The following is a 25,942-nucleotide window of genomic DNA, read 5'->3' as shown; positions in this document are numbered from 1 at the left end:
AACATGATATGCATAAATCAATATCGGGTTACAATGGCGAGGATAAATCAGATCTTCCCCAATTCGATCGTTCACGTTTGTCCTTCATCGGGTCTTTTACGACAAACATACACAAAAACAGGAGGGAAGCTGAAGGGCACAAATTGAATTTTCTCAATCTCGAATAACTCAGCTAATCGTTTCTTCATATGAAGGGAGTACTGGTATAACACTAACGTGCCTTCAGGTCGGAGCGCTGTATGGATCTGTGAAAGGATGTTATGTCTCATTTCTCTGGAGAAATTAAAAAATGGCAGTCCACAGATAATACTATCCAAATGATGCACATTTTCTTGATGCATCTTTATCAATAGATAGGATGCATTCGAATGGTACATGAATTCAGGATATGTTTTCTTTAGATTATTCCTCATTTTTGGGTCTCTTTCAAATAAAAAAACGGTAGCAGATTGGGGTAATTCAGCTCTCATAAGACGTGTGATGGCACCTGTTCCAGGCCCCAGCTCAGCAATGGTTCGAATTTTATCCCATCGTACAGACTGGACGATTTTATGGGCCAGAAACTTGGAACTGGGCAGGAGACTGCCTACTCGTTTGGGGTTCTTCAGAAATCCTTGCAGGAAAAGAAGTGGTTCGGATGTTTTCATTGCTGTATCCTCCATGACTGAATTCGCTGATGGTTTACTGGATGTTGTTGGAAGGCAGGCTTATCTGGAACGTAAATATGTTATGCGTATGCTGAAGTGTCAAGGTACCCTGATGTAACTCTGCAATGTTTCTTGCAATCGAAAGACCCAGACCAGACCCCGTTTGGATGCCTTCACTGCTTCTTGAATAATCTACCTTATAAAAACGATCAAACAGTTTATCTTTTTGCTCTATTGTGAGTGGCATACCTTTATTTTCGACTTCAATGGCAATGTGTTCATGACGCATACTCATTCGAATGTGGATCGTACCCGGTTTGAAGGAATACTTTAGGGCATTCATGAGAAGATTATCGATGGCGCGAGCAATCTTATCACTATCTACGATGGCCATGATTTGAGCATCGCCGATCTCTTTAACAATATGAATACTATTTTCCTGAGCCAATGGTTCAAATTCAAACAGTAACTGATCCAAGAGTTGATGTAGGTCAACCTTTTTCATATCCAGTTGGGTATCTACTGAGGTTAAGCGTGTGTATTCAAATAAATCATCGAGCAGCTTCTTTAAATGCGTTGCTTTGTTATAGGTGTTCTGTATGAAGCGGTCATACTCTGCTTTGTCTTGAAAAGATTCTGTTCTAAGAAGCTCGATGTACCCGATTATGCTGGTAAGCGGTGTGCGCAGGTCATGTGAGATGCCTGTAATCATGTCCATCTTGGATTTTTCCAACTCGCGCTCTTTGATCATCTGTAGCTGCAACTGCTCAGTCATGTGATTGATGTTGGAAGCGACTCGTCCAAGTTCATCTTGTCGATTGACGGGTACACGGTAGTCCAGATTGCCCTCCGATATGAGTTGAAGTCCTTTGCTCTAATGTAACGAGATCTCTCACAATTTTTCGTGTGGAAAACAAAAAAATTAACGTGAAAATTACGATGAAGATTGGTGTTAGAACATAAGGAAAGATGTAGAGAAGCGAAGGCCAATTAAATCTTTCACTAATTTTTGCGGCAGCTATGATCAACATATTATTTACACCCACAGAGCCAACAAACGAAATCATTAAACTGATCAACATTTGATATAGGATGTTAATCTGTATCTTTTTTTTAAAATGTGGTAAACGTTTAATCAATTTTATAGCCCACTCCCCATACCGTTTTAATATACTGAGGTTCCCGTGGGTTCATTTCCAATTTCTCACGCAGGTTACGAATATGAACCATCACTGTATTATCGGAATACCCGAAAGGTTTTTTCCATACAGTTTCGTATATCTTCTCGGAGCTAAATACTTGTCCAGGATGGCTGGCAAGCAACACCAGAATAGAAAACTCCAGAGGCGTAAGCGAAATGTCATTCTCTTTGAGCTTCACGGAATGTTTACTTGTATCAATGACAAGGTCCTTGATCAGAATAAGTGAATTAAATTCTGCTTTGCCAATCAGTGTTTGACGTCGCAGCTGAGCCTTAACGCGAGCCAGTAGTTCTAACGGATTAAATGGTTTGACCATGTAATCATCAGCTCCGGTAGTCAGGCCTGTAATTTTATCAATGTCCTCTTCCTTAGCGGATAGCATAATGATAGGGGTAGTTGATACTTCTCTTATTTTGAAGCAGGCTTTGATTCCGTCCATAACGGGCATCATAACATCCAGAATGACGAGCTGGACCGAAGTTGTTTTGATAATATGTAGCGCTTCTTCCCCATTGGCTGCTTCAATGACCTGATATCCTTCGTTACGTAAATAGACATGAATGACATCCCGGATATCGGGTTCATCATCAACAACGAGAACGGTATTCATGATTCAACACTCCTTAAAAATTAGGATAACATCAGTGTAAACGATAGTCTGGAATGTTTAAATTGTTTCCTTTTTGCGACAGACATAAACGAACGCAGGTGGGATATTCAAAGGCACTAATTCTATTTTTTCGATGATAAAGTGTTCGGATAATGTTTTTTTCATTTGAAGTAAATATTGAAAGGCGATGAATAATCCTCCAGGTTTGAGTGCCTTATAGATCTGGTCTACCAACGTATTTCTTAATTCAGGCTCAAAGTTGAAGAAGGGCAATCCGCTAAAAATGTAATCCAGTTGCTGAACGCCCTCTTGATTCATGGATTCCACCAATCGAGCGGCGTCTGGATAACAGGAGTACTCCGGGTATGCCGTCTTAAGAGTATTCCTCATCGTTTCGTTCATCTCAAACAATAGGACTTTGGTGGAATCCTGTACTTGTTGATGAATATAACGAGTGATCGGACCTGTACCCGATCCAAGCTCGGCGACTGCTTTTGCCTCTAGCCAAGAGGCTTGCTTCACCATTTTGCTGGCGAGAAACCGGGAACTGGGTATGATACTGCCGACATGTTTAGGGCTTTGCAGAAAGCTTTTCAAAAATAAAACAGGTTCATTGGAATTCATAGGGTTCCTCCATAATGTGATGGTATGTTATCCAAACCAGTTAGAAATGTAATAAATGAAGCGTAGATAGAATGGGGCCACCGAAGTAAATTCCCGCTGTAAAATACGTTATGGTCCATAACAAAGCACTGGAATAGGAGATAAGAGCAAATTTTCTATACTGCACGCCACTGAGTCCCATCACCAAAGGGAGAACATATCGCACGATTGGAATGAACAAACCGATGCACATCGCCCAATTGCCACTTTTATTCAGAATGATTTCAGCCTTAACGTAGTGTTTATGATGTTGAGATTTGTGATTTATCATTTGGAATTGGAATCCCGAAAGGCCCTAATGAGAAGGCAAAATAAAAAATCAGATATCCATACTGATGAAGTAGCTCTAAGATCGTATTACTGATCATTGTTTTGCCTCCTCTCTTGTTGATATAGCAATCTTAATTAAAAAAACTAAGGAATTAATGAGCATAAATCTAAAGAAAATCTAAAGAATACATAAGCAAAGCCAAACAACTTATGTTCAAGAGAAAAAAGCCTTGCCAACGTACTGGCAAGACTTGAACAGGTAGAACTATTCAGAAGCGGTGATCAAGTGATATGAATTTCTGAATATCAAATAAAGTTTGCCTCAAAAAGGAACGTATAAGCTAGCTCGAGTTGATTACCTATATCTTTATCTGTAAGGAAGAGGATGAGCATCAAAGAAGAGCCGAGACGTCATAATGACGACTCAGCTCTTTTTTTATGTCCCAGGGGATCAGACTTCTATGAAATCAGCTTATTGTAGGAAGTAGAACCATCTGAATTTGGTACCAGCAACAATAAACAAAACAATCCATCCCCATAAAAACAACAAACGTAGAGGTCGTGGAATCAGGAGATATTCTGAGTACAATTTGCTGAAAAGTTTCATTACAGTAGTGACCACCCCTGCTAAGTTACTCCCTTATTTCCGCTTTCGAAAGAAAAAGAGACGATAAGATAACCAATATCCCAATAAGTCTGTATACCGTGGCGTAAGCCTCGAAGTAGCTTCTGGCGATCACCAATCCGATGATCGAAATAAGATAATAGCAAAAGACTAAAGGGGATCTTATAACTCAGGTTCAAAACCTCCAGTTATATCAAAATTAGGTATATTATATCATGATAAACACCAGAGGTCTTTTTTGTATCAGATTCAGCTATACCTACTCATTCAATAAATAAATCGAACGATATGATGCTGGCATGCCAATATATAGTGTAAGGAGGAGGGGGATAGATAATGAGTGAACAAGATGAGTACATAGAACTTGTAACGTTAATACGGGCGGGGCATGAAGAAGCATATGGAGAATTATATGAGAAAACAGTGACGGGGATATATCGAACTGTGCGTTTTCTCATCAAGGACGAGTCTGACGCGGAGGACGTGGTACAGGAGATTTACATTCAGGCGTATCGGTCATTAGAGCGATATGATGCGGAGCGTGCTTTTCGTCCCTGGTTGATGGGGGTGACGATGCGACAGGTTCAGAGTTATCGACGCAAAAGGTTGATGCAGTTTCGGTTTAGCAAGCGGATCGAAAAATCTGACGTTGGTATGGAATATGATTTTTCCACTGATTTGATCAACAAACTGGCCAATCGTCCTCTGCTGGAACAGGTGCGCCGTTTACCGTACAAGCTGCAGCAGGTGGTGACACTTCATTATTTGAATGAATATACGCAAGAGGAGATTGCTGACATATTGGAGATTCCGCTTGGAACCGTAAAATCGCGTATACATGCGGCGCTGGCGAAGTTGAGACAGAAAGAGAAGATGAATCCAAGATTGCGGGGAAAGGTGGAGGATCTGCATGAAACTCGATGAACAGTTGCGAAAAGCCTATCAGGAAGAGACCAAAGACTGGTCCGTTCCTGCGAGGATTAAACATAAAATGATGGATGGTATTCGAAATGATTCACACATCAGAAGAAATCGAAAAAAATGGCTGGTCACTGGGCTATTGGCTGCTGTACTCATTGTTCCCACCGGAGCCTATGCAGGGTACACCTATCTCGCAGACGGAATATATGGTTCACAGGAGAATATCGCTGCTATGGGGGGAACAGCTGAGGATTACATGAGGTTGGAAACAAAGCTGCAGACGGCCAAGGCCCATTTCAGCGAAGAAGAATTTGTTCAATATATGGACCTGCTGAAGCAAATGGGGCAAATGGCCGTGAAGTATGCCGATTCTCAGGGCAATATGCATCCAGAGCAGTGGAGTACAGTGGAGCAGGAACGGTATAACCTTCTTGTAGCTGAGCTGGAACCGTTTTTCGAGAAGCTGGAAGCTGTGAGTATAGGGTCCTCCAAAAAACGGATGGACGAGCAGCAATTTTGGACGGAACAGTTGGAACAGGCAGAGAAGACATTCACCAAGGAACAATATCGTGAGTTCAAGTCTGTCTATGAACAAATGAAGAAATACAAAGTTATGGTGATGGACAAGGATGGAAGTATTCATGAGGAACGCTTGTCAGCGGAGCAGAAGGATGATTTAAGGTATCTAGAGAGACGCCTAATTCCCTATTTGAAACGGTTGGAGCTCAATGTGCGTTGAGTCTGGAGAACTGTGAAAGAGGAGCAGAAGCGGAGAAGTGAATTCTTTCGCTTCTTTCTTGTTGTTGTGATCCATTACTTCCTCCCCAGCACCTTTAGCCGATATTGAAGTGGTGTAGAGCCTGTGGTAGTACGGAATACTTTGCAAAAGTAGGAGGGGCTGGCCATACCGACACGGTGACCGATTTCGGGAACGGTAAGCGAGGAACGGGTGAGCAGCACACAGGCATGACGAATGCGGGTAGCTTGAGCATAAGCGACAATGGTGGTGCCGGTTGCTTTTTTGAATAGATGAGATAGATGATAGGGGGACAGATGAAGAGTATCTGCGATATGCTCCAAACGAAAAGGTTCCTGGTAATGCTGCTCAATCCATTGCATGATGGCTTCGGCATGAGGGTGAAGAACGTTAGCACTGGACGAGAGTACATCTTGGGAGCGGTGTTGCTGCCCGTCTTGCCACAGATAGCGAAGTTGTGCGAGCAGATCCAATAAAAAGAGGCGTGTATCCTCCTCTATTTCATGAGGAAGCAGACCTGGAGACGTATCTGCATATTGTTCCATTCGTTGAACGAGTGGGGATGTGGCAGCAAGCCGGATGGGCTGAATGGGGGATTGCTCTTCCAGCAGGTCCTGTATGAAGTCGTGAGTAACGATAAATTGGGCCCAATGTACCTTCAGTAGATCAAGTTCAACCATGAGTACATTTCGAATGAAAGGCTGTTGTCTGGATACTTGAATCTGGATGTGATGCAATTGAAAAGGTCGAAAAATCATGAGCATACCGGGTTCAAGAGAGAAAACCTGACCTTCGGTTATCAACTGCCCATATCCTTCGTGAATATAGGTTATCTCCAGCTGCGAATGAGCATGGAACACTTCGCGAGACGTAGTGTTGGATGTACGACGACAGACCAGATTAAATTGTTCTCCCAGAAAAATGGACTTCATAAATGCCTCCCTTATCATGCGCAAGATAGTTTTATTTTAGCACAAGATGAACGCATAAAAGCGCTTTATTATTGTGTATTGTGAAGGGAATAAGGGAGGTATGCAACGATGTTAAAAGTGGCGATTATCGGAGCAGGTGCAATTAGTGGAGCACATATCTCAGCATATTTGGCATTCCCTGAGCGATGTCAGATTGTTGCTGTGGTCGATATCTACGTGGAAAAAGCACAGAAGCGAATTAATGAATATGGTCTGGAAGGTGCACAAGCAGTCACGGATTACACAGAGTTACTTGCCCAAAACATTGATCTGGTATCAGTCTGTACACCACCGTATACGCATGCTCCCATTGCGTGTGATTTCATGCAAGCAGGTGCGCATGTGTTGGTCGAAAAACCGATGGCATCTTCCCTGGAGGAAGCGGATCTGATGTTGAGAGCAGCGCAAGAAAGTGGCAAGTTACTATCTGTAGTAGCACAGAATCGGTTTACGACACCGATGATGAAGCTAAAAGGTGTACTGGACAGTAAACGGATGGGACCGATTGTACATGTGCAGGTCGATTCGTTCTGGTGGCGGGGCCACAATTATTATGATCTGTGGTGGCGCGGGACATGGGAAAAAGAAGGCGGAGGCTGTACGCTTAATCATGCGGTGCATCATATTGATGCCATGCTCTGGATGATGGGACCTCCAGTGGAACTACAGGCGATGATGGCAAATACGGCACATGATAATGCCGAAGTTGAGGATATATCCATGGCGATGCTTCGCTTCCAGGAAGGGGCGCTTGGCATGATTACCAGTTCCGTCGTACATCACGGAGAGGAGCAACAGTTAATTTTTCAGGGCAAAGAAGCTCGGGTATCTGCACCTTGGAAAGTGGTTGCTTCTACCGCGCGGAATAACGGATTTCCGGAACCGAATCGAGAGTTGGAACACCAGATTCAGAAGCTCGCTGACGAATTACCGGAGGTCACTCATGTCGGTCACGCTGGGCAAGTTGAGAATGTGTTAAACGCTATTGAGACAGGATCACCCCTTCTGGTAGATGGCGAAAGTGGTCGGAATACGCTTGAACTGATTGTAGGCATCTACAAATCTGCAAGCACGGGGGAAAAGGTTGTTTTCCCACTAGGAGCGGAAGACGCATTTTACACAAGAGAAGGAATTATGCAACATGCCGTACACTTTTATGAAAAAAAGACGACGGTGGACAACTTTGAGGATTCGAGTATTACGCTAGGCAGCAAGTTGGATTCGTAGTATTTTACTTGAAAAAGATGCCCCTTCACATCAAAGTAAGAGCGGCATCTTTTTTTGTACTAGGTCGAGTACACCCACATGACCATAAAAAATCAATATACTTGGTTTTTCCATCCATTTAACTGGCAATCACTTCAAGATAATAATCTCCATAGTCAGGGATTGGATCAATGAGAGCTACAATCAGTCTCGTAGTCGTGTGGGGGAAGAATGGGGAGAATCAGTGCTGTTTTGTTTCAGCTTTTGAGTGTGTTGGATCAGCCGAAAGAGAGTGAAAATGTAGCGTTTTCACATTTAGCGGATTCACGTCATTTGAAACACTCGGAGAAGATGATGCGGTGGATTGAAGAGCATTTCGAATATGAGATGAGATTGGATCAGATGACGGCAGAAGTTTACCTGTTAAATCGTATGCTTCCCGCATTTTTCATCAAGAGACAGGTAGCAGCGTTACGGAACACGTTAAAGCTCGAAGGTTGCAGCAAGCCCACTTGCTCCTCTCCTTGAGACAACAACACTTTCGGTGGAGGAGATTGGCAGACGTGCCGGATCTCCGAACGGATGCATTTCATCCAGTTATTTCGCAAATCTGCCTGGGCGACACCACTGCATTATGGCAACAATTTGAACGGAACAGTAAGCATTAATTTGGATTGTAAAAATAGCGTTATTACGTCTCTACTACACAATTAGTATTTACCGTTTGAAGTAAATAAATCCCGGATGCGGATTGCACTAGCCAGTTGCTAAATGCGATACTCCACCTCCGGGATTGCACTTCGGTAATCTTCAAGCTAAATAAACATTAAGGATTCCTCAAGCTGTTACAACCACTTATCAGCCCAACGTTCCACGGCGCTTAGCGCTCTCCCCAGTTCCGTTCCTTTTCGTGACAACATATATTCAGTTCGAACTGGACGTTCCGTGACCACATGGCGAACCACAAGTCCTTCTTCCTCCAATTCCTTCATTCGCTCATTTAACACACGTTTGCTCAAGTCAGGGATATAAGCGTGAATCTCACTGAAGCGTTTGGGTTCCTCCATCAACGCATGGATAATGAGGGCTACCCATTTTCGGCCAATGATCTGATAAGATTGTTCCACTTTTGTGCATATTTGCTTGGCATTCTCATCATCGCTCATGATTGTACTCCTTTGATTTAGTATTGCTTGTAATATCATTAGTATACTTATTGTAACCTACTTGTCCACAGGCCATATGTGTAAAATGTCACATGCCAATTGTTCTTAATGTTACCACATAAAGCGTTATCATCAAATAAAAACCCTATAAACACTGGAGTTCACAGGTTCGACACGATTGTTGACGAATTGTGACGACAGGTGTAATATGGGTAACGTTAATTCAAATGGTTACAATTTATAACCTAAACACAGGTTGTGGAGAGAAGGAATGTTCCATGGTTGAATTCAGGTGCAATATATAAAACGGAGGCAAGGCGGGGAACACACCCACTTATTCCGTCTTTTGTCATGCTTGGATTTGAACATTTTGCAACATCATATACTATACTGCACAGATCACAGGAGGCACTCCAATGGATGCAATGACATTTGTCCTGTTCGGGGCAACAGGCGATTTAGCCAAACGCAAGATTTACCCTGCATTATATAACTTGTACATGGATCAGAAAATGCCGAAATCCTTCTCCGTTATTGGATTGGGACGACGTGAATTGTCGGATACGGACTTCCAAGCGAATGTTGAAAAGTCTCTGCAAGAATTCTCACGTCAGACGCCGGAAGAAGCATCTCAGGTTCGTGATTTCATTGGAGCTTTCCGTTATTGTTCTTTAAATAATACGAAGCTTGAAGATTACACCAAACTGTTGGAACTGGTTCAACAGCGTGAACAAGAGCTTAACATTCCCGAAAACCGCATGTTCTACATGTCGGTGGCACCAGAATTCTTTGAGCCAATCGCATTAAACATTCAAGAAAGTGGCCTGGGTAACACCAAAGGCTGGAAGAAACTGATTATCGAAAAACCATTCGGACATGATTTGCAATCGGCTCGTGATCTGAACGAAAAACTGAGCAATACCTTTGCGGAAGAAGAGATCTATCGCATTGACCATTTCCTCGGTAAACCGATGGTTCAAAATATTGAGACGCTCACCTATGCAAATCCGGTGATTCAGGCGTTGTGGTCTAACCGTTATATTGCCAATGTACAGATTACGGCAAGTGAGACGGTAGGTGTTGAAGAACGTGCCGCGTATTACGACCAAAGCGGTGCCCTTCGTGACATGTTCCAAAACCATATGCTTCAGTTGCTGATGATGATTGGTTTGCATTTACCAAAACGTTGCACACCCGAAGAAATTCAATTCAAAAAGCAAAAAATTGCTGAAGCACTTCGTCCGTTGACAAAAGAAAATATCGCTTCTGAAGTTGTTCGTGCGCAATATGCAGCAGGTGAACTGCAAGGTTCCTCGGTTGTTGGATATCTGGACGAGCCGGGCATTCCAGCCGGATCTCAGAACGAGACCTATGTTGCCGCAAGACTGTGGATCGATGATCCATTCTGGAGCGAAGTTCCTTTTTATATCCGTACAGGTAAACGCCTGGCTGAGAAATCCACCCGAATCGTTGTTGAATTCAAGGCACCACTGAAGACCGGTCATGAATCCGAAAATACAACGGAACCTAACCTGCTGACGATTGAAATTGGTCCGGGAGAAAGCATCTCGCTTCAATTAAATGCGAAGAATCCATTGAACCATGGTGAAGTGGAACCAATGCATATGACCTTCAACTCAGGTAAACGTAACATCCCTGAAGCTTACGAGAATCTGATCTTTGACGCAATGCGTGGCGATTCCACCTTCTTTGCTCACTGGAACGAAGTGGAGCTGGCATGGCAATGGGTGCAACCGATTCAGGAAGCATTCGAAGCAGGCAGCGTGCCACTGGATACGTACAGTGCAGGTTCGCATGGACCAGAGTCAGCAGATCGCCTGACCGCAGCAGACGGTTACCGTTGGTGGTAAGTGAAAAGAAAAAGTGAGCATAAGAGAGAAGAGAATAGTAAAAACAACAGTACAATCCGTCCTGCTCACCCATAAACATTTTGCCTTTTCAAAAGACCACCTTCCGCTCAGCGGGATATAGAAAACGAAATGCTCCTATTCGTCTAGAGCCTGTACTCCAGAGCGAGTTGGGTCGTATGTTGCAATTCAATTCTGATATAAAAACAGTATTAATTACGAATCATACCGTTCCAATTTTGCATAAGCCCTTCCGGTTATGTTTGCCGGAAGGCCGTGAAAATTTTTGAATATAGATTAGCGGTTCAATTTTTGAAAATGGGTTGGCTTGAACGCTGAGAATGTAGTGTAGGGGACGAAATCGATTCTGAAGAAGCGTAGCGTTCGCCTTTATCCTTGGATTTTCTCCTATATAGGAGATTCAAAAAATCTGGGGATAACAGCGATCAAAAGAACGATTCGTGACCGGAACGGATACTTCGCCAAACTTTAAGCACTTATTTCTAATTTTGAACGCAAATGAAATTTAAACATTGTTCATAACAGGAGGATTTTGAAATGAAACTTGGACTTGTCGGATTAGGAAAAATGGGATTGAACCTGGGTAGAAACTTGATTGATCACAAACACGAAGTGGTTGCTTTTGACCTGAACGCTGAAGCAGTTAATGAAATGAAAGAATATGGCGCTGAAGGCGTATCTTCTTACGCAGAGATGGTGGCTTCGCTCGAATCCCCACGTGTATTGTGGATCATGGTTCCCCACAACGTAGTAGACGCTGTGCTGGCTGAAGTTAGCCCATTGTTGTCCAAAGGGGACATCATTATTGAAGCGGGTAACTCCCACTACAAAGAATCCATCCGTCGTTACGAAGAGATGAAAACTAAAGGCATTCACTACATGGATGCAGGTACATCTGGCGGTATGGAAGGCGCACGTAATGGAGCATGTTATATGATCGGTGGAGACCCGGAAGCTTGGGCAATCGTTGAACCGGCATTTAAAGACACTTCCGTGGAGAATGGCTACCTGTATGCTGGTAAAGCGGGAAGCGGTCACTTCCTCAAAATGGTTCACAATGGTATCGAGTACGGTATGATGGCATCCATCGGTGAAGGTTTTGACGTATTGGAGAAAAGTGGGTTTGACTTCGACTTCGAACAAGTGGCTCGCGTATGGAACAACGGTTCCGTTATCCGCTCTTGGTTGATGGAGCTGACAGAACGTGCCTTCTCCAAAGATGCCAACCTCGATGAGATTAAAGGTGTAATGCACTCTTCCGGTGAAGGACGCTGGACGGTAGAAACGGCATTTGACCTTCAAACCGCTACACCGGTTATTGCGTTGTCCTTGCTGATGCGTTATCGTTCACTGGAAACAGATACATTCACAGGTAAAGTGGTAGCAGCATTGCGTAATGAATTTGGCGGTCACGCAGTAGAGAAAAATTAATTTTATATATAACTGTTAACATATGATGAACATCGGGTAATGACTTATATCGTGTTTACGAATTCATCAAGTGGAGGGAACATATCATGAAATTTTTCTTGGATACAGGGAATGTGGAAGAAATCAAACGGATCGAACGTCTGGGTCTGGTGGATGGAGTCACGACTAACCCGTCTTTGATTGCCAAAGAAGGTCGCGTATTTAAAGAAGTCATTCAGGAGATCTGTGGCGTTGTTAAAGGGCCGGTCAGTGCTGAAGTCATCGGTCTCAAAGCCGAGGATATGTTGAAGGAAGCTTATGAAATTGCAGAATGGGCACCGAATGTAGTCATTAAATTGCCGATGACCGAAGATGGGCTGTACGCTTGTCATGAGTTGACGCAAAAAGGGATTAAAACCAATGTAACGCTGATTTTCTCCGCAGCACAGGGTCTGATGGCGGCGAAAGCCGGTGCAACCTATATCAGTCCATTCGTTGGTCGTCTGGATGATATTGCGGTGGATGGTATGAAATTGATTCGTGATCTGCGTCTGATTCTGGACATGTATGATCTGCCTTCCGAGATTATCGCAGCAAGCATTCGCAATATCAAACATGTAGAGGATGCAGCCCTTTCCGGTGCGCATATTGCCACCATTCCGGGTTCGCTTCTGCCGACACTCTGGAAACACCCACTGACGGACAGCGGGATTGAACGTTTCCTGAAAGACTGGGAATCTGTTCCGAAATAAAAGGATAGACATGGCCTGAATCTTTGGGTGGTCTAAACGTAAAGCCTTTTGCCTTGCAGAGTAAACTGCAGGCGAAAGGCTTTTTTAGTCTCTGTTTATGTAGTTTCCGATTTGCGGTTAGTTTAAACAATGAGGAGTACTTGTCCCTTTCATGTTGTTGTTACTTTCTATCCAGTGTCCACGTACTGTCCTTCTTTTTCGGGACAACGGTGCATAAGGTTAACATATAGCCTATAGCTCATCCCGTAGGGGAGGGACACTTCGATGATGAGAAGAAAATGGCGAAGCCGGAGACGCCGTAAGCCACCAAGCGGCAAACGCAAAATGTGGTTGATCATTCTATTGGTCACCGCGTTTTGTTTGATGCAGGGCTTTGCTTATGTGGATAAAAAGATGAAGCCCCCCATCATGCACTTGGCCAAGATCAGAGTGAAGCAGATTGCGACTGAAGCGATCAACAAGGCGATTACAGCACAGGTTGCAGATGGCAAAACCAACGAAGGACTGATTGACTGGAAGACGGATACCGCCGGGAAAGTGTCCGGTTTCATGCTGAACTACAATGAGCATATGCGAATTACTGCAAGTACGATGAATATTGTGCAATCCACGCTGCAGAATGTACACATGTTAAAAGAAAAAATCCCGCTGGGGCAGGCGCTGGGCAGTCCGGTGTTGGCTTCATTTGGCCCGAGTATACCGGTTCGTATTGAGCCCCAAGGCGCTGTCAAAGTGGACCTGAACACCCGTCAGCAAAATGCGGGGATTAACATGATTTTGGTGGAAGTGTACATTCACATTATTGCTGAGGTCGCGGTCGTGGTTCCATTCGACATGGAGCCCGAAACGGTTGATACGGAGATCCCGATTTCCTACCTTCTGGTTGTCGGGGATGTGCCAATGTATTATTACGATAATCAGGGCAAGCCAGTGGGCACTAACGGCAGTAACGCCCCAGCTATTGCGCTGCCATCAGGTCATACGGGTGTATCAAGCGGTAATGGAGTAACTACGAATCCGCCTAGCCAGAACCAGCAACAAACGCCGTCAGACCATTTGCAAGGGAATGAACTTGAAATTGAACCGGATGATCTGCCTGATGTGAATGGGGGATTGCAGCTCAATAAGGACGCGCACCCATGATACACACAAATTTGAATTGTAAAACAAAGAAAGGGGCCTCTATTAAAGAGGTCCCTTTTTCGCTTTGCTGATCGTGCATATCCTTCTTTTACTTACTTTTCTTGTTCTTTTGTTTGCGTTCATCCTGTTCCCAATGTTTCAGCTGTGGATAAGGATCAAACGACCATTCGTGCAGTCCACTGTCCCGGTAGATCCCATAGTGCAGATGTGGAGGGAATTTGCCCTGTGTCCCAGGTTTCCCGTAACCCGAACTGCCCACCCAACCTACAACCTGTCCGGGGATCACAACTTCACCGATGCGTGCACTTTTGTCAAAACCCGAGAGGTGAGCGTAATAGTGATAATGGTTGTTCAAATCCCGGATACCGATGCGCCAGCCGCCAAACGGGTTCCAGCCTTTGATTTCCACGACTCCGTAACAGGTACTGCGTACAGGCAGGCCATGCGGAGCGAAAATATCTGTTCCCTCATGAATGCGATAACCGCCCCAGCTTCTTTTTGTCCCCCAGGTACTGCGATAGGAGTAGTTGGTTCCGAGCGGGACCGGAAAGGCATGTCCGAATAGGTCCAGATTGTCAAAATGCTCATATAACTTCGCGAATTGCTGTATCCGTTGCACAGCACGGGAGTTGTGATAATATTCCCACAAGGCAATGTTGAAGTCCTCTTGCTTGTTTCCGTAACCTTGAATAACAGAAGCCATGCTGTACAGCACATCCTGATCATTGTTGGCATCTGCTTTACCGTCTCCTGAACCATCACGTCCATATCCTTTGAAAAAAAGAATGGATTCCGGATGTTGATCCGTCTCATCGGGATTTAACCATCCTCTCCAGGCCGGAGGGGTCATGAAGATACCTGTAAGCCGTTCTGGATGCTTGCGATCCTTTGGGTGTGCACGAGTAATCGTTCGTTCATACTGATCAATTGCGGCAAGCCTGTACCAGGGAATCTGTGTCATCTGACCAATGGTTTCATATAAATGGCGACGTGCAGCAAAAATTTCTGCGGGTTTTAACTCGGCAGCCTGTGGTTTGGGAGCGGCCTCGGCGGGTTCACTGTAAACTTCAACAGGCAAGAATGGGAGAAGCAGAGTACCTGCAAGTAATGTTTTGATCCAAAAGCGGTATGTGTGCCTGAAGGTCAAGCGTTGTTGCACTGGGAAGCAGCCCCTTTCCATTAGAATGATACAAGGTACCCGATGAACCAAGCTAAAGGTTAGCGTTCTTCAAAAGTTCTCATTTTATCCATGTAAACTCTTGGGGGGAATCGAATTATACAAATTGTCCATATCGGGCATGAATGCACAAGATGTGACAAATGGGGGTTTTTCCAGCGCTTTCATGGTATAATATGTTCCGAGCAACAGCCTAACTTCAGTAGAAAGAAGGTTTATGCATTGGCTAAACGTGTTAAAGAACCGAAGCCGGATTGGATTCGGATCAAATTGACAACCGGCGATAACTATCAGGAAATGAAAACGATGATGCGTTCCAAAACGCTGCATACGGTATGTGAGGAAGCGCGGTGTCCGAATATTTATGAATGCTGGGCCAATCGAACGGCCACTTTTATGATTTTGGGCGATATTTGCACAAGGGCATGCCGTTTTTGCGCGGTGAATACTGGCTTGCCAACGGAGCTTGATTTGCAGGAACCAGAACGTGTGGCGGAAGCAGCAGAGCAGATGAATCTGCAACACTGCGTAATTACAAGTGTAGCCCGTGATGACCTGAAGGATGGGGGAGCTACGATCTTTGCAGAGACGGTGAAGGCCGTACGGCGGCGATTGCCATTGTGCAGCGTTGAAGTACTCATTCCAGACTTTCTGGGTGATCGGGAATCTTTGCAGATTGTAATGGATGCCAAACCGGACATCCTGAATCACAATATTGAGACAGTTGAGCGGTTGTCAGACAAAGTGCGTGCCAAGGCGAAATATAAACGTTCACTGGAATTGCTTGCTCGTGCCAAAGAAATGCAACCTAACATCCCTACGAAATCAAGCATCATGCTTGGTGTAGGTGAGGAATATAATGAAATTTTATCAACAATGGATGATCTTCGTGCGGTGAACTGTGATATTATGACGATTGGTCAATATCTGCAGCCATCGGAGAAACATCTGTATGTTGAAAAGTATTATCCGCCAGAGGAGTTTGCTGCATTGAAACAGGAAGGATTAAAACGTGGATTCAGCCACGTCGAGTCCGGCCCGATGGTACGCAGCTCCTACCATGCGCATGAACAGGTGAAATCGGCTACCAAGCATGCTGAACAGGCGGCAACACACGCGTGATGGAGGATACCGGATTGGAAGAAGAAAAAATTACAGAACAGATTCAGGACCAACTTCAGGAACAGATCAAGGAGCCGGTTCAGGAATCGGTTGTTGAATCAGTTGTTGAATCAGTTGAGGAAAAGCCCAAAGAACCGGTCATTGTACAGATCGGCGGCAAAAATTATGAAATCGTCCAGAACCACAAAGAAGGCTGGAATCCAGAGGTCTTCCGTGATCGTTACAGTGAAGTGCTGGAGCGTTATGATTATATTATCGGGGACTGGGGTTATAGCCAGTTGAGGTTAAAAGGTTTTTACCGTGATAACCATCCAAAAGCGACAAAGGATTCCACGATCGCCAGTATGGTGGATTATATCAATGAATATTGTAACTTTGGCTGTGCGTACTTTGTACTTCAGAAGAGCAAGGATCAGCCTCAAGCCAAAGCAAAAAGCGGTTCCTGAGAAGGACCGCTTTTTTGCTGTGTTTATTTTAGTCAAGAAATGCCGTGCGAACCCGGTTCCAGAATGGATAAGGGCGGAAACGTGCGAAACTGACCTTGTGACTGGATACCTGACAACGGACGGAGATCAGATCCTCCACCATCACATTCACATGATCAATGGTCATCAGTAACCGCTGATCCTTGCGGGAGAAAATATCACAATGATGATGCTTGGGCAAAATAACCGGTGAACCAAGTGTCCGATAGACCCGGTTATTAATCGATGCAATCTCCGCAATCTGAATTGCCTCGATGGTCGGATGAACCATGGCACCGCCAAGGGCCTTGTTGTATGCCGTGCTGCCTGATGGCGTGGATACACAGATGCCATCCCCACGGAACATCTCAAATGTCACATCGTTAATATCGACCTGGGCCACGACGGTACCGTCTACACCTTTTAACGTAAATTCATTAAGGGCGATGTATGAGGTATTCCCCGACTTTTTCCGAATCTCAAGCTCCAGTAGCGGGTATTGCACAATGCGTGGTTTGAGACGCTCCGGATCTCCTTTGCCACTCATCAGCCTGACTAACTCCCGTAATTCTTCCTTCTTCCAATCGGCGTAAAAGCCGAGATGGCCTGTATGAACCCCAACAAAAGCAATATCCGGAATACGGTCGATGAAATTGTGAAATGCCTGTAGCATCGTACCATCGCCCCCGATGGAGATAACAATCTCCGGCGATTCTGCATCCAGCTTGAACCCTTCTTCCTTCGCCAGCGCGTGAAACTGCTGACTGAGATCAATCGATAACTGGTCTCCGCGGTCTTGAACATAGTATCTCAAGATGAAAGCTCCTTTGTGGTCATTATACTACCGATGATAATCAATTCCGCGGAAGAACACAACGTTTGGGCGCATATTCAGTTAAATATAGATGAATCGTTGACTTATTTTTTGGCATGTCGTCTAGGCTTGAGAATGGAACTTAATATCGCAAGGAATAACAACAACACGATGAGGCTTACAAAAACAATCATTCCTGATAAGAAAATCAGTCCCCAGTCCGGTGTATACGTTGATAACGATGGGATGAAACCGGGCTCCATAAGAACGGGTGAAGAGGAACGCCCTATCATGGGTGTCCACAATAGCAGGACCAGCACAGGTGCGATTAGCGCATGAATTGCTCTGGCAAATAGAAAAGGACCGTATCTCATGGGAGTGTTGCTAAGAACACTCATAATCTGTGCATGGACGGATAATCCGCCCCAGGAGAGAACAAAGGCTGCTGCAGCTACTTTATAGACGAGTGGGATGGATGCCCCGGCACTCCCGGCCTCTTTGTTCCCCAGCGTTACTTCAAACAGCCCGCCAACCAAGCTAGGAGATAAGGATGGAGGCAGCCCGCTATGTCGTAACAATTGCTCGGTTATCCCGTATAACCCGCCAAGCCAACCGGTCTGGACAAGTAGCTCCATCATGACCGAGAAGAATACAACCAGCCCTCCTACGATAATAATAAGGCGAAGGGATGAGGAGACTGCCGTGCGCAGCAGTTCACCGAATGCCCGTCCGTCAGCCTTTCTTGCTTCATGCATCGCATAGATGGCCCGGACCAGTCTGTTTCTAGGTATCCCCTCCGATGGAGATGCAGAAGAGATGTCTGGTTGTGAGCTTTCCGCTGTACCCCCGTGAAAACGCATGAGCATACCCACCAGAAAAGCTGCAGCGTAATGGCTCGCAACCAATACTGGAGCAATGGCGACATTATGGAAGAATCCAACTGATACCGCTCCAATCATGAAGATCGGATCGGATGATGTAGTGAAGGCAACGAGCCGTTCTCCTTCTTCCCGGGTAACCAGCTTTTGTTCCCATAACTGGGCGGTCAGTTTAGCCCCTGTAGGATAACCGGATGCACAGCTCACGGCAAATACAAAACCACCGCTTCCGGGAACACGAAACAATGGACGCATCAGTGGATTCAGCAAGGTACCTAGAAAATGAACAATGCCAAAGCCGAGCAGCAGCTCGGACAGCACCAAAAAAGGAAAAAGGGAGGGAAACAATACGTCCCACCAGATGGACAGTCCGCGTACACCCGCATGCCAGGTTTCCGCTGGATACAAGACCATTAACACACAAAGGATCAGGAGAGCGAGTGTGACCAGGACATGGGTGAGTCGTTGTGAAGCAGCCATGAATTCTTCTCCTTTATTTTTGGAATGGTCGGTGTGCGAAGTCTGTGATGTTATTGCCATCAATATATGAAAAAAAGTGGACAAACAGTACAAAATTATACGTAGAAAGCGCTTGCAAAAGTGGCTGTGTTTTTGAGTGATGTGTGCTAAAATGAGAAAAACGCCTGAACGTCACCTAATTGTCTCCAAGGTGGAATTCAATTCGGATGGAGTGATGATCATGAGTCTTGTCACCGGAATCCTGGTCTGTGCTTTTGTATATGTGATACGTGCCTCGTTGGTACGCTCTGAGGAAGAGGACTGGCGGAGTTATTAATGGAATATCTAGTGCGCCAACCTATGCGGTTGGCGCTTTTTTTGTGTTATGTTTTGAAGAAAGTCCTATATACAGGTGGCAGGTTACATGTCCTGATGAATTCATGTTATATAGGACTTTTTGGTTTTTTTTGATAGAATGGAGATAAAGGCTTTTGGAGCCTGGTTATTGTTACTGTTTTCACAATGTTCACGGAACGTGTAATATATGGCAAAATTCGACATCAGAAAGGGGAATCAGACGAATGAATCCCAGTTTGAGTATTTATGACAATCTTGGCGGTGAGAAAGGTGTTCGCGCACTGGTCGAGGCCTTTTATCCAATCGTTCAGCAGAATGAGCAGCTGGCTCCGCTTTTCCCGGAAGATATTCAGCCGGTCATCGACAAGCAGTATATGTTTTTGTCTCAGTTTTTTGGAGGCCCAGGGCTGTTTTCCGAGGCGTTTGGACATCCGATGATGCGTGCCCGTCATATGCATTTTGAAGTGACGGTTGAACGGGCTGAGGCTTGGCTTGCATGTATGGATCAAGCCTTAACACAGATTGGTGTGGAGGAGCCCTTGCATTCGTTTATCCTGCAGCGTTTATCCGGGCCTGCACATCATTTTGTGAATACACCATAGTTCCGAATATGATTACGAGCGTACGGGAGAGGGATGGGAGAGATTGGAATTAGAGCCGCTGTATAAGGTGAAAGTGACCTGCCATTATTGCGAAACCGAGTATGAAACCTCACGGGTAAGACCGAGTTTGAAAAGGCCCTACCGGACGGATTCGGATTTTTGTGCGTACTACAAGCTGGAGAATCCAGATTTTTATGTGGTTCGCATCTGTCCGCAGTGCGGGTTTGCCTCGACGGAGAACGCAACGGAGCATTTGAATGATGCTCAGCGCAAGGCTTTTAAGGAACAGATCGGTAACCGCTGGGTTAAACGTGATTATAGCGGAGCACGAACACTGGAACAGGCGCTGGCTACGTACAAGCTTGCCTTGCTATGCGCACAGGTTATCCAGGAGAAAGATCGTGTCGTCGCTGGTCTGTTGCATCATATAGCTTGGTTGTATCGTTATATGGAGGACCATGCACAGGAACATCGTTTTCTTGAATTTAGCCTTGAAGCCTATGTAAAGGTGTTCGAACGTGAAGGAACGGGTGGCAATGAAGCCAAACTGTTGTATTTGCTCGGGGAATTGAACCGCAGGGTAGGGCGGTTTAATGAAGCAGTGCAATGGTTCAGCAAGGTCATTCATGACAAGCGGATCACAGATGCGGCCATGATTCGTGCTTCAAGGGAACAGTGGGCTCTGCTGCGTGAGCAGATGATTTCAAGTAAGTTGGAACTCCCTGAAGAGATGCTGGAAACAGACAAAGAGGCTGCAAAGCGCAGCCCCCTCTAAGTTGATCTTACATTAGTTACGGACAGGACGGCTGGATAACAAATAGTCACTGTCGTTGTCGATCACGGTCATGCTTGTATTACAGCAGGGAAAGACCAGTAATTTCTTTTTGCCTTCGCGAATGAGCACAAGCTCTTTGGGTTTGAGGGGGAGCAGCACGTTGCTTGCATGACAATAGGGACATTGCTGTACATAGATGTCTCCCATCACAATATCGTAAGGCCAGCTGTTCTCAAACGGAATCATTCTTGTTCGCCTTCTGATGCGGAAGGTTTGGAGGCTTCTTGTTTGGCAAGTTCCGCAATCTTCTGCATCAGGATATGTTGGGGCATGTGCATCAGGTGCTCCAAAGGTACGCCCAGGGATTCTGCTAATTTGACGGCTGTATCAGCCGATACTTGTAAAGGTTTCATACGTTTACCTCCTGAAAGTTACTATAAGTATTTCTCTAGTATAGAGATATGGCACACAGAAAACCAGTTTTTAATTCAATCCTAACCATCCAATTTATAGAGAGAGGTGCCTTATTAAATGAAAACGCCATTACACCCCGTATGGGATCTGGAGTCCATTTTTAGTGGAGGTTCTTCCTCCGAGACATTCGCTGCGTATCTGATTGAACTGGAAGAGGATGTACGTAAACTGCAAAATCTGTTGAACGAAACACCTGCACCGACTTCATTAGAAGAGACGGCTGCATTTGATCCGATTTTGGAACTGCTGCAAAGCTGTTATATCCGCATATCGGAAGGTTCTGCGTTTGTATCCTGCCTCTCATCGCAAAACCAGAAGGACAAAAAGGCAACCCAGCTTCAGGGCGCCATCAGTTCTATTGCAGCGATGCTGAACGGCAGCAAATCGAAGTTCGATAATACACTCAGTCAGACATCGGATTCGGTGTGGGACGCTTGGATTGCTCGGGAAGATATTCAGCCGCTGGCATTTGTACTGAACGAGAGTCGCACGCTGGCTCGTGAGAAGCTGTCGCCTGAACTGGAAGGTCTTGCTCTGGATCTGGGTGTGGATGGTTACCATGGTTGGGGCAAATTCTACAACACGATTGTCAGCAAGGTGAACATTCCATTTGAGCAAGATGGGGAAACGGTGATGCTCTCCGCAGGACAGGCTGCCAACAAGCTGAGCGATAGTGATCGGAATGTACGCGAGACGGTATTCGCAAACTGGGAGCAGGCTTGGACCGATGTCGAAGATTTCTGCGCTGACACGCTGAATCACCTCGCGGGATTCCGTCTGAAGTTATATGAGAAACGTGGCTGGGATGATATCCTCAAAGAACCTCTGGCCATTAACCGGATGTCACGTCAGACACTGGATACGATGTGGGATGTGATTAACGGTGCCAAACCTGCGCTTGTTCAATATCTGGAGCGCAAGGCAGAACTGCTGGGGGTAGACAAACTCAGCTGGAGCGACGTAGATGCACCTGTAGGTAAATCGAGTGGCAAAATCACTTACGATGAGGCAGCCATCAATATTGTTGAGCAGTTTGCCAAGTTCAGTCCTAAACTTTCCTCATTTGCAGAGATGGCTTTTGAGAAACGCTGGATCGAAGCAGAAGACCGTCCTGGCAAACGTCCAGGTGGATTCTGTACGTCTTTGCCACTTAGCAAAGCAACTCGAATTTTCATGACCTTCTCCGGGACACCGTCTAATGTGTCGACCCTTGCGCATGAACTTGGTCATGGATATCATCAACACATTATGGAAGAGTTGCCTGCATTGAATCAACGTTATGCGATGAATGTGGCTGAGACAGCGTCCACGTTTGCTGAACTGATTGTAGCTGATGCCCTGGTGCAGGCGGCAACAGATGAGCAAGAGAAGCTGGCTTTGCTGGAAGACAAGATACAGCGAAGTGTGGCTTTCTTTATGAACATCCATGCCCGGTTCCTGTTTGAGAATCGTTTCTATGAACAACGCAAAAAAGGCTTGGTCAACGCGGATGAATTATCAAAATTAATGGTGGAGGCGCAGCAGGAAGCGTTCTGCGGTGCACTTGCATCAGATCACCCTCATTTCTGGGCATCCAAACTGCACTTCTATCTAACTGGTGTACCGTTCTATAATTTCCCATACACGTTCGGTTATATGTTCAGTGCGGGAATCTATGCAAGAGCACAGCAGGAAGGTACAGCATTTGCAGATAAATATGATGATTTGTTGCGGGATACAGGGCGTATGACGGTCGAAGAACTTGCTCAGAAACATCTGGGTACCGACCTGACACAACCGGAATTCTGGCAAAATGCTGCGGACTTGGTTATTGCCGATATTGAGCAGTTTCTACAGATGACAGCAACCGAAAAATAGGTTGAACATATATAAAAAGGCTGAAATCCCGTGTTAACAGACTCGGGATTTCAGCCTTTTTTTGTACTGAATCCTCATTTTCGATTCTCGAAGATTTTGTCGTAATTAAGTGAAAAAGCTCAGTTTAAGGAAGTGAAATGGCAATTAATTGTGCAAATCATAGTTAGAAATACCCAACTTTGCCGTTCTTTGTTGAATGAGCACATATGATGTCATATAATGAGTCATAAGTCCTTGATGTATAGGACTATAAGCATATAAGGAGAGTGTTAATATGAAAATTGATGAGCTTTCATTAGCGAGACAGTTGGATTTGGTATTCAAAGAACTTGATCATGAGTTATCAGGGTTAGATTCAGGGGTAGTTTTTGTGCAAATACGAAACAACGTAATTGGGAAATTCGGTATTCGACATAATCCGATAGCTGGACGAGATGGGCAGATGGATGTGGAGGAAGGGGGGCTAAATGAAACCCAGAGAACTTCTTTCCGGGCAATGGCATTGGAGACGTTGAAATTCAAACGCAATTGGACACATGGCGAAATATCGTACGATTTCACAGTAAGACAAGGTATGATTTTGGTAGATGCAACGATGGAGTCTAATTACAATATGGCAAGCTTGATGATTCGTTACCCTAGAACCAATACATACAAGGATTCAGATATGGAGTCGACCTCATAATTAGTTACACAAGAGAAAGCGGCACTTCCGAAGAAGGCCGCTTTTGTTTTTTAACGCTACTTAAGCATTAATTACGAGCTTACGAACGACCCGATAATTGCTGCTCAGCGATTTGTACCAGACGTTTAGTGATGTATCCACCCAGAGAACCTGTCTCACGGGAAGTATAGTTACCGTAGTAACCATCTTGTGGAATCGTTACACCCAGCTCTTGTGCAGCTTCCATTTTCAATTGTTGCAATGCAGCATTTGCTTGGGGAACGACCAGGTTGTTGGAGCGGCTACCGCTACCTTGGTTTTGACTTCCGTACATATGTGTCACCTCCTTATGGCTTGGTGATGTTAGTATGGTTAGAGAATACGGAAATATACATGATATGGCGTAAGGGAAAATATGGATAAATATCAGTGCACAGGACACATAAAAAAGCCGACCCAATGCGGGTCGGCAAGTTGTATTTGGATATCAAAATATAGGGTGATATGCGTAAAAGTAACATAGAAGATGATCAGCTCGCTTAGTCGGTAGGAGGTATAACCTCAATACGTGTAAATAACTCAACAGGCTGTTCCGGTTCCAAACGAATCAACCCGGTTTGTTCATCCGATAAAGCCAAATTAGGTGCATCAGGTAGCCATGTGTACGGTTCAATGCACAAAAACTGATCGGATTCACCTTTGGTAAAGAGAACCCAATGTTTGAAAAATGCTTCATCTGCTGAATATTTCAATGTATATCCATCTTGCCTGCGTAAGTAAGCCGTAGCCGGTTCACCTTCGGTAGCTTTCAACAGGGTATCCCAGTTACGTCCCTGCAAATTGATGCCTTCGTTCAGAGCAGACCATTCACCCAGGGATTCCAGTTCACCTGTCGGTAGTTGTTCTTCATTCTGTCCGTATATTCCGGAAACAGGTAGTTGCAGTGTCCAGTCGGCAGGTTTGCCATCTAACAAAAACCATGTATGATATCCCATCCCGAATGGAGCAGGTGTTGAGCTCAGATTGGTGACTCGCAGACGCTGGCTAAATACAGCGTTTTGCAGACTGAACGTCATCTCAAGTTTCAGGGGAATCGGGAATTGGGCCATCCAATGCTCTTCATTTTCGGTCAGTAATTCAGTCGTAATAGCACAGCCGTCTTCATCTTCCTCAATGTCACTGACACACCAGGATTGGGTACGGTGGAGACCGTGAATATGGTTGTCATTCGCCGTGTTCTGATCGAACTGGTAACGAACACCTTCATATTCGAATTGTCCACGATGAATGCGCCCTGGTGGAATCAGAAGAGGAACGCCAAAATGGTACGGCTTCTGCAGATAAAAGGCAAGATCGTCTTCATCCGGACGGCGGACGACATCTCTGTCCTGCACTAAATCGCGAATAGAAATAATATTATTTCCAAGACGCGGCAGCAGGGTGATTTCCAATTCACGGCTATGTAGGATATACGTGTCGTAACCATTCCATTGGCCTTTGGTCACTTGTTTCATATCGATGCTCCTTTTCCCACTTGAAATCTGTCTGCAAGCAGTCGTGATGAAGCTACTGCTGCAGGCGTGTCGTTGTGTACATGCCAGCTATTTCCTGCGCTATTTCGTGTGAAGCAGGCAACAGGATAAGCAATTCCATCATAACAGATTTTGATGTCTCGGGTAAAAAAGTTCAACTCATTTTGACATTCGCGCCTGTGCGCATTAAGATGGAACTCTGAAAGCATTTATTAGAATTGAATGACATGAAATCGATGACAGGGATAAGTAGGCCAAGAGAATCCTCTTCAGAAAGCCGGTGGTTGATGTGAACCGGTGTGAGCTCTTTACCGAATGGACCCTTGAGTGTAGGTTTGAACAGGTTAAGCCAGAGATGGGCTTGCCTCACTAGAGTCTGCCGTATAATCCACGTTACGGAACAATGAAGGCATTTCATCGGCTTGACTTGATTCAGAGTCAGGAGCAATCGAAGAAATGCGAATAAGGGTGGCACCACGGTCTCACGTCCCTTGCGGATGTGGGGTCTTTTTGCGTTCGCAGAGAATAGCAGGAG

At 45.1% G+C, this 25,942-nt stretch carries 28 protein-coding genes, 1 pseudogene and 1 other annotated feature; of the genes and pseudogenes, 15 read left to right on the top strand and 14 right to left on the bottom strand.

Annotation, left to right across the window (positions count from 1 at the left end):
- Positions 1-71: 71 nt before the first annotated feature.
- The 5 genes and pseudogenes from MHB43_RS27170 to MHB43_RS27150 all read right to left on the bottom strand — a co-directional run bounded on the left by MHB43_RS27170 (position 72) and on the right by MHB43_RS27150 (position 3,393).
- Positions 72-647 carry a class I SAM-dependent methyltransferase gene (locus MHB43_RS27170; protein ID WP_405130821.1) on the bottom strand — a complete coding sequence of 192 codons (576 nt, stop codon included), beginning with the start codon at positions 645-647 and terminating at the stop codon, positions 72-74.
- Between the two features lie 34 nt (positions 648-681).
- Positions 682-1,729, bottom strand: a pseudogene (locus MHB43_RS27165) (sensor histidine kinase).
- A 49-nt stretch (positions 1,730-1,778) separates the two neighbouring features.
- Complete coding sequence (locus tag MHB43_RS27160) at positions 1,779-2,459, bottom strand: response regulator (protein ID WP_405130820.1); 681 nt, start codon at positions 2,457-2,459, stop codon at positions 1,779-1,781.
- Between the two features lie 57 nt (positions 2,460-2,516).
- The gene (locus MHB43_RS27155) at positions 2,517-3,083 is read right to left on the bottom strand and encodes a class I SAM-dependent methyltransferase (protein ID WP_405130819.1); all 567 of its coding nucleotides are present in this window, start codon (positions 3,081-3,083) and stop codon (positions 2,517-2,519) included.
- A 40-nt stretch (positions 3,084-3,123) separates the two neighbouring features.
- The gene (locus MHB43_RS27150; protein ID WP_405130818.1) at positions 3,124-3,393 is read right to left on the bottom strand and encodes a DedA family protein; all 270 of its coding nucleotides are present in this window, start codon (positions 3,391-3,393) and stop codon (positions 3,124-3,126) included.
- Between the two features lie 960 nt (positions 3,394-4,353).
- On the opposite strand from MHB43_RS27150, the gene MHB43_RS27145 reads away from it, so the two are divergent.
- Together MHB43_RS27145 and MHB43_RS27140 are read left to right on the top strand one after the other, a co-directional pair.
- Complete coding sequence (locus MHB43_RS27145) at positions 4,354-4,941, top strand: sigma-70 family RNA polymerase sigma factor (RefSeq protein WP_405130817.1); 588 nt, start codon at positions 4,354-4,356, stop codon at positions 4,939-4,941.
- Positions 4,928-5,677 (top strand): DUF3600 domain-containing protein, encoded by a 750-nt coding sequence (locus tag MHB43_RS27140; RefSeq protein WP_237178516.1) that lies wholly within the window; start codon positions 4,928-4,930, stop codon positions 5,675-5,677. Before MHB43_RS27145 ends, MHB43_RS27140 begins: the two co-directional genes overlap by 14 nt.
- A 74-nt stretch (positions 5,678-5,751) precedes the next feature.
- On the opposite strand, the gene MHB43_RS27135 is transcribed toward MHB43_RS27140, so the two are convergent.
- Positions 5,752-6,627 carry an AraC family transcriptional regulator gene (locus MHB43_RS27135; protein WP_405130816.1) on the bottom strand — a complete coding sequence of 292 codons (876 nt, stop codon included), beginning with the start codon at positions 6,625-6,627 and terminating at the stop codon, positions 5,752-5,754.
- Positions 6,628-6,735: 108 nt separating this feature from the next.
- Here MHB43_RS27135 and MHB43_RS27130 point away from each other — a divergent pair, with 108 nt between their 5' ends.
- A complete protein-coding gene (locus tag MHB43_RS27130) occupies positions 6,736-7,893 on the top strand; it encodes a Gfo/Idh/MocA family protein (protein WP_237178518.1) in 1,158 nt (385 codons plus the stop codon).
- Between the two features lie 210 nt (positions 7,894-8,103).
- Positions 8,104-8,400 carry a hypothetical protein gene (locus MHB43_RS27125; RefSeq protein WP_405130815.1) on the top strand — a complete coding sequence of 99 codons (297 nt, stop codon included), beginning with the start codon at positions 8,104-8,106 and terminating at the stop codon, positions 8,398-8,400.
- A 317-nt stretch (positions 8,401-8,717) separates the two neighbouring features.
- On the opposite strand, the gene MHB43_RS27120 is transcribed toward MHB43_RS27125, so the two are convergent.
- Positions 8,718-9,038 carry a helix-turn-helix domain-containing protein gene (locus tag MHB43_RS27120; protein WP_036605715.1) on the bottom strand — a complete coding sequence of 107 codons (321 nt, stop codon included), beginning with the start codon at positions 9,036-9,038 and terminating at the stop codon, positions 8,718-8,720.
- A gap of 416 nt (positions 9,039-9,454) precedes the next feature.
- On the opposite strand from MHB43_RS27120, the gene zwf reads away from it, so the two are divergent.
- The 4 genes from zwf (at position 9,455) to yunB (ending at position 14,232) form a co-directional block, all read left to right on the top strand.
- Positions 9,455-10,909 carry a glucose-6-phosphate dehydrogenase gene (gene zwf, locus MHB43_RS27115; RefSeq protein ID WP_237178520.1) on the top strand — a complete coding sequence of 485 codons (1,455 nt, stop codon included), beginning with the start codon at positions 9,455-9,457 and terminating at the stop codon, positions 10,907-10,909.
- Between the two features lie 555 nt (positions 10,910-11,464).
- Entirely contained in the window at positions 11,465-12,358 is an 894-nt protein-coding gene (gene gnd / locus MHB43_RS27110; protein WP_062838007.1) for a phosphogluconate dehydrogenase (NAD(+)-dependent, decarboxylating), read from the top strand.
- An 86-nt stretch (positions 12,359-12,444) separates the two neighbouring features.
- Positions 12,445-13,089, top strand: coding sequence for a fructose-6-phosphate aldolase (gene fsa / locus MHB43_RS27105; protein ID WP_036605718.1), 645 nt, complete (start codon positions 12,445-12,447; stop codon positions 13,087-13,089).
- Positions 13,090-13,353: 264 nt separating this feature from the next.
- The gene (yunB, locus tag MHB43_RS27100; RefSeq protein WP_237178522.1) at positions 13,354-14,232 is read left to right on the top strand and encodes a sporulation protein YunB; all 879 of its coding nucleotides are present in this window, start codon (positions 13,354-13,356) and stop codon (positions 14,230-14,232) included.
- 88 nt (positions 14,233-14,320) lie between these two features.
- Here the strand turns inward: yunB and MHB43_RS27095 are convergent, their stop codons facing one another.
- Complete coding sequence (locus tag MHB43_RS27095; RefSeq protein WP_339297985.1) at positions 14,321-15,391, bottom strand: M23 family metallopeptidase; 1,071 nt, start codon at positions 15,389-15,391, stop codon at positions 14,321-14,323.
- A gap of 240 nt (positions 15,392-15,631) precedes the next feature.
- On the opposite strand from MHB43_RS27095, the gene lipA reads away from it, so the two are divergent.
- Positions 15,632-16,531 (top strand): lipoyl synthase, encoded by a 900-nt coding sequence (gene lipA / locus MHB43_RS27090; RefSeq protein ID WP_017692371.1) that lies wholly within the window; start codon positions 15,632-15,634, stop codon positions 16,529-16,531.
- A gap of 14 nt (positions 16,532-16,545) precedes the next feature.
- The gene (locus MHB43_RS27085; protein WP_405130814.1) at positions 16,546-16,977 is read left to right on the top strand and encodes a YutD family protein; all 432 of its coding nucleotides are present in this window, start codon (positions 16,546-16,548) and stop codon (positions 16,975-16,977) included.
- Between the two features lie 28 nt (positions 16,978-17,005).
- On the opposite strand, the gene MHB43_RS27080 is transcribed toward MHB43_RS27085, so the two are convergent.
- Both MHB43_RS27080 and ylbJ read right to left on the bottom strand, forming a co-directional pair.
- On the bottom strand, positions 17,006-17,809 hold the full coding sequence (locus MHB43_RS27080) for an NAD kinase (protein WP_221823620.1): 804 nt from the start codon (positions 17,807-17,809) through the stop codon (positions 17,006-17,008).
- A gap of 104 nt (positions 17,810-17,913) precedes the next feature.
- A complete protein-coding gene (ylbJ, locus tag MHB43_RS27075; protein WP_405130813.1) occupies positions 17,914-19,167 on the bottom strand; it encodes a sporulation integral membrane protein YlbJ in 1,254 nt (417 codons plus the stop codon).
- A 151-nt stretch (positions 19,168-19,318) separates the two neighbouring features.
- Between ylbJ and MHB43_RS27070 the strand changes: the two genes are divergently transcribed.
- The 3 genes from MHB43_RS27070 (at position 19,319) to MHB43_RS27060 (ending at position 20,880) form a co-directional block, all read left to right on the top strand.
- A complete protein-coding gene (locus MHB43_RS27070) occupies positions 19,319-19,483 on the top strand; it encodes a hypothetical protein (RefSeq protein WP_155984997.1) in 165 nt (54 codons plus the stop codon).
- Between the two features lie 244 nt (positions 19,484-19,727).
- Entirely contained in the window at positions 19,728-20,105 is a 378-nt protein-coding gene (locus MHB43_RS27065) for a globin (protein ID WP_036605723.1), read from the top strand.
- 43 nt (positions 20,106-20,148) lie between these two features.
- A complete protein-coding gene (locus MHB43_RS27060) occupies positions 20,149-20,880 on the top strand; it encodes a DUF2225 domain-containing protein (RefSeq protein WP_237178526.1) in 732 nt (243 codons plus the stop codon).
- Positions 20,881-20,892: 12 nt separating this feature from the next.
- Here the strand turns inward: MHB43_RS27060 and MHB43_RS27055 are convergent, their stop codons facing one another.
- Both MHB43_RS27055 and MHB43_RS27050 read right to left on the bottom strand, forming a co-directional pair.
- A complete protein-coding gene (locus MHB43_RS27055; protein WP_017692378.1) occupies positions 20,893-21,126 on the bottom strand; it encodes a hypothetical protein in 234 nt (77 codons plus the stop codon).
- Positions 21,123-21,293 (bottom strand): YycC family protein, encoded by a 171-nt coding sequence (locus MHB43_RS27050; protein ID WP_338588501.1) that lies wholly within the window; start codon positions 21,291-21,293, stop codon positions 21,123-21,125. Before MHB43_RS27050 ends, MHB43_RS27055 begins: the two co-directional genes overlap by 4 nt.
- 118 nt (positions 21,294-21,411) lie before the next feature.
- Here MHB43_RS27050 and MHB43_RS27045 point away from each other — a divergent pair, with 118 nt between their 5' ends.
- Positions 21,412-23,211, top strand: coding sequence for a M3 family oligoendopeptidase (locus MHB43_RS27045; RefSeq protein WP_339179181.1), 1,800 nt, complete (start codon positions 21,412-21,414; stop codon positions 23,209-23,211).
- Positions 23,212-23,485: 274 nt separating this feature from the next.
- Positions 23,486-23,896, top strand: coding sequence for a hypothetical protein (locus MHB43_RS27040; protein WP_036605727.1), 411 nt, complete (start codon positions 23,486-23,488; stop codon positions 23,894-23,896).
- A gap of 79 nt (positions 23,897-23,975) precedes the next feature.
- On the opposite strand, the gene MHB43_RS27035 is transcribed toward MHB43_RS27040, so the two are convergent.
- Together MHB43_RS27035 and MHB43_RS27030 are read right to left on the bottom strand one after the other, a co-directional pair.
- Positions 23,976-24,209, bottom strand: coding sequence for an alpha/beta-type small acid-soluble spore protein (locus MHB43_RS27035; protein ID WP_076211017.1), 234 nt, complete (start codon positions 24,207-24,209; stop codon positions 23,976-23,978).
- A gap of 205 nt (positions 24,210-24,414) precedes the next feature.
- Positions 24,415-25,389, bottom strand: a complete 975-nt coding sequence (locus MHB43_RS27030) for an aldose 1-epimerase (RefSeq protein ID WP_036673298.1) — start codon at positions 25,387-25,389, stop codon at positions 24,415-24,417.
- 245 nt (positions 25,390-25,634) lie between these two features.
- Positions 25,635-25,902, top strand: a binding site (T-box leader).
- Positions 25,903-25,942 lie beyond the last annotated feature (40 nt).

Origin of the sequence: Paenibacillus sp. FSL H8-0317 (assembly GCF_045040685.1) — a bacterium.
In the GTDB taxonomy this organism is placed as follows: Bacteria; Bacillota; Bacilli; order Paenibacillales; family Paenibacillaceae; genus Paenibacillus.
Note: the sequence above shows the minus strand (reverse complement) of the source record. Positions and strands in the feature narration are given on the sequence as shown.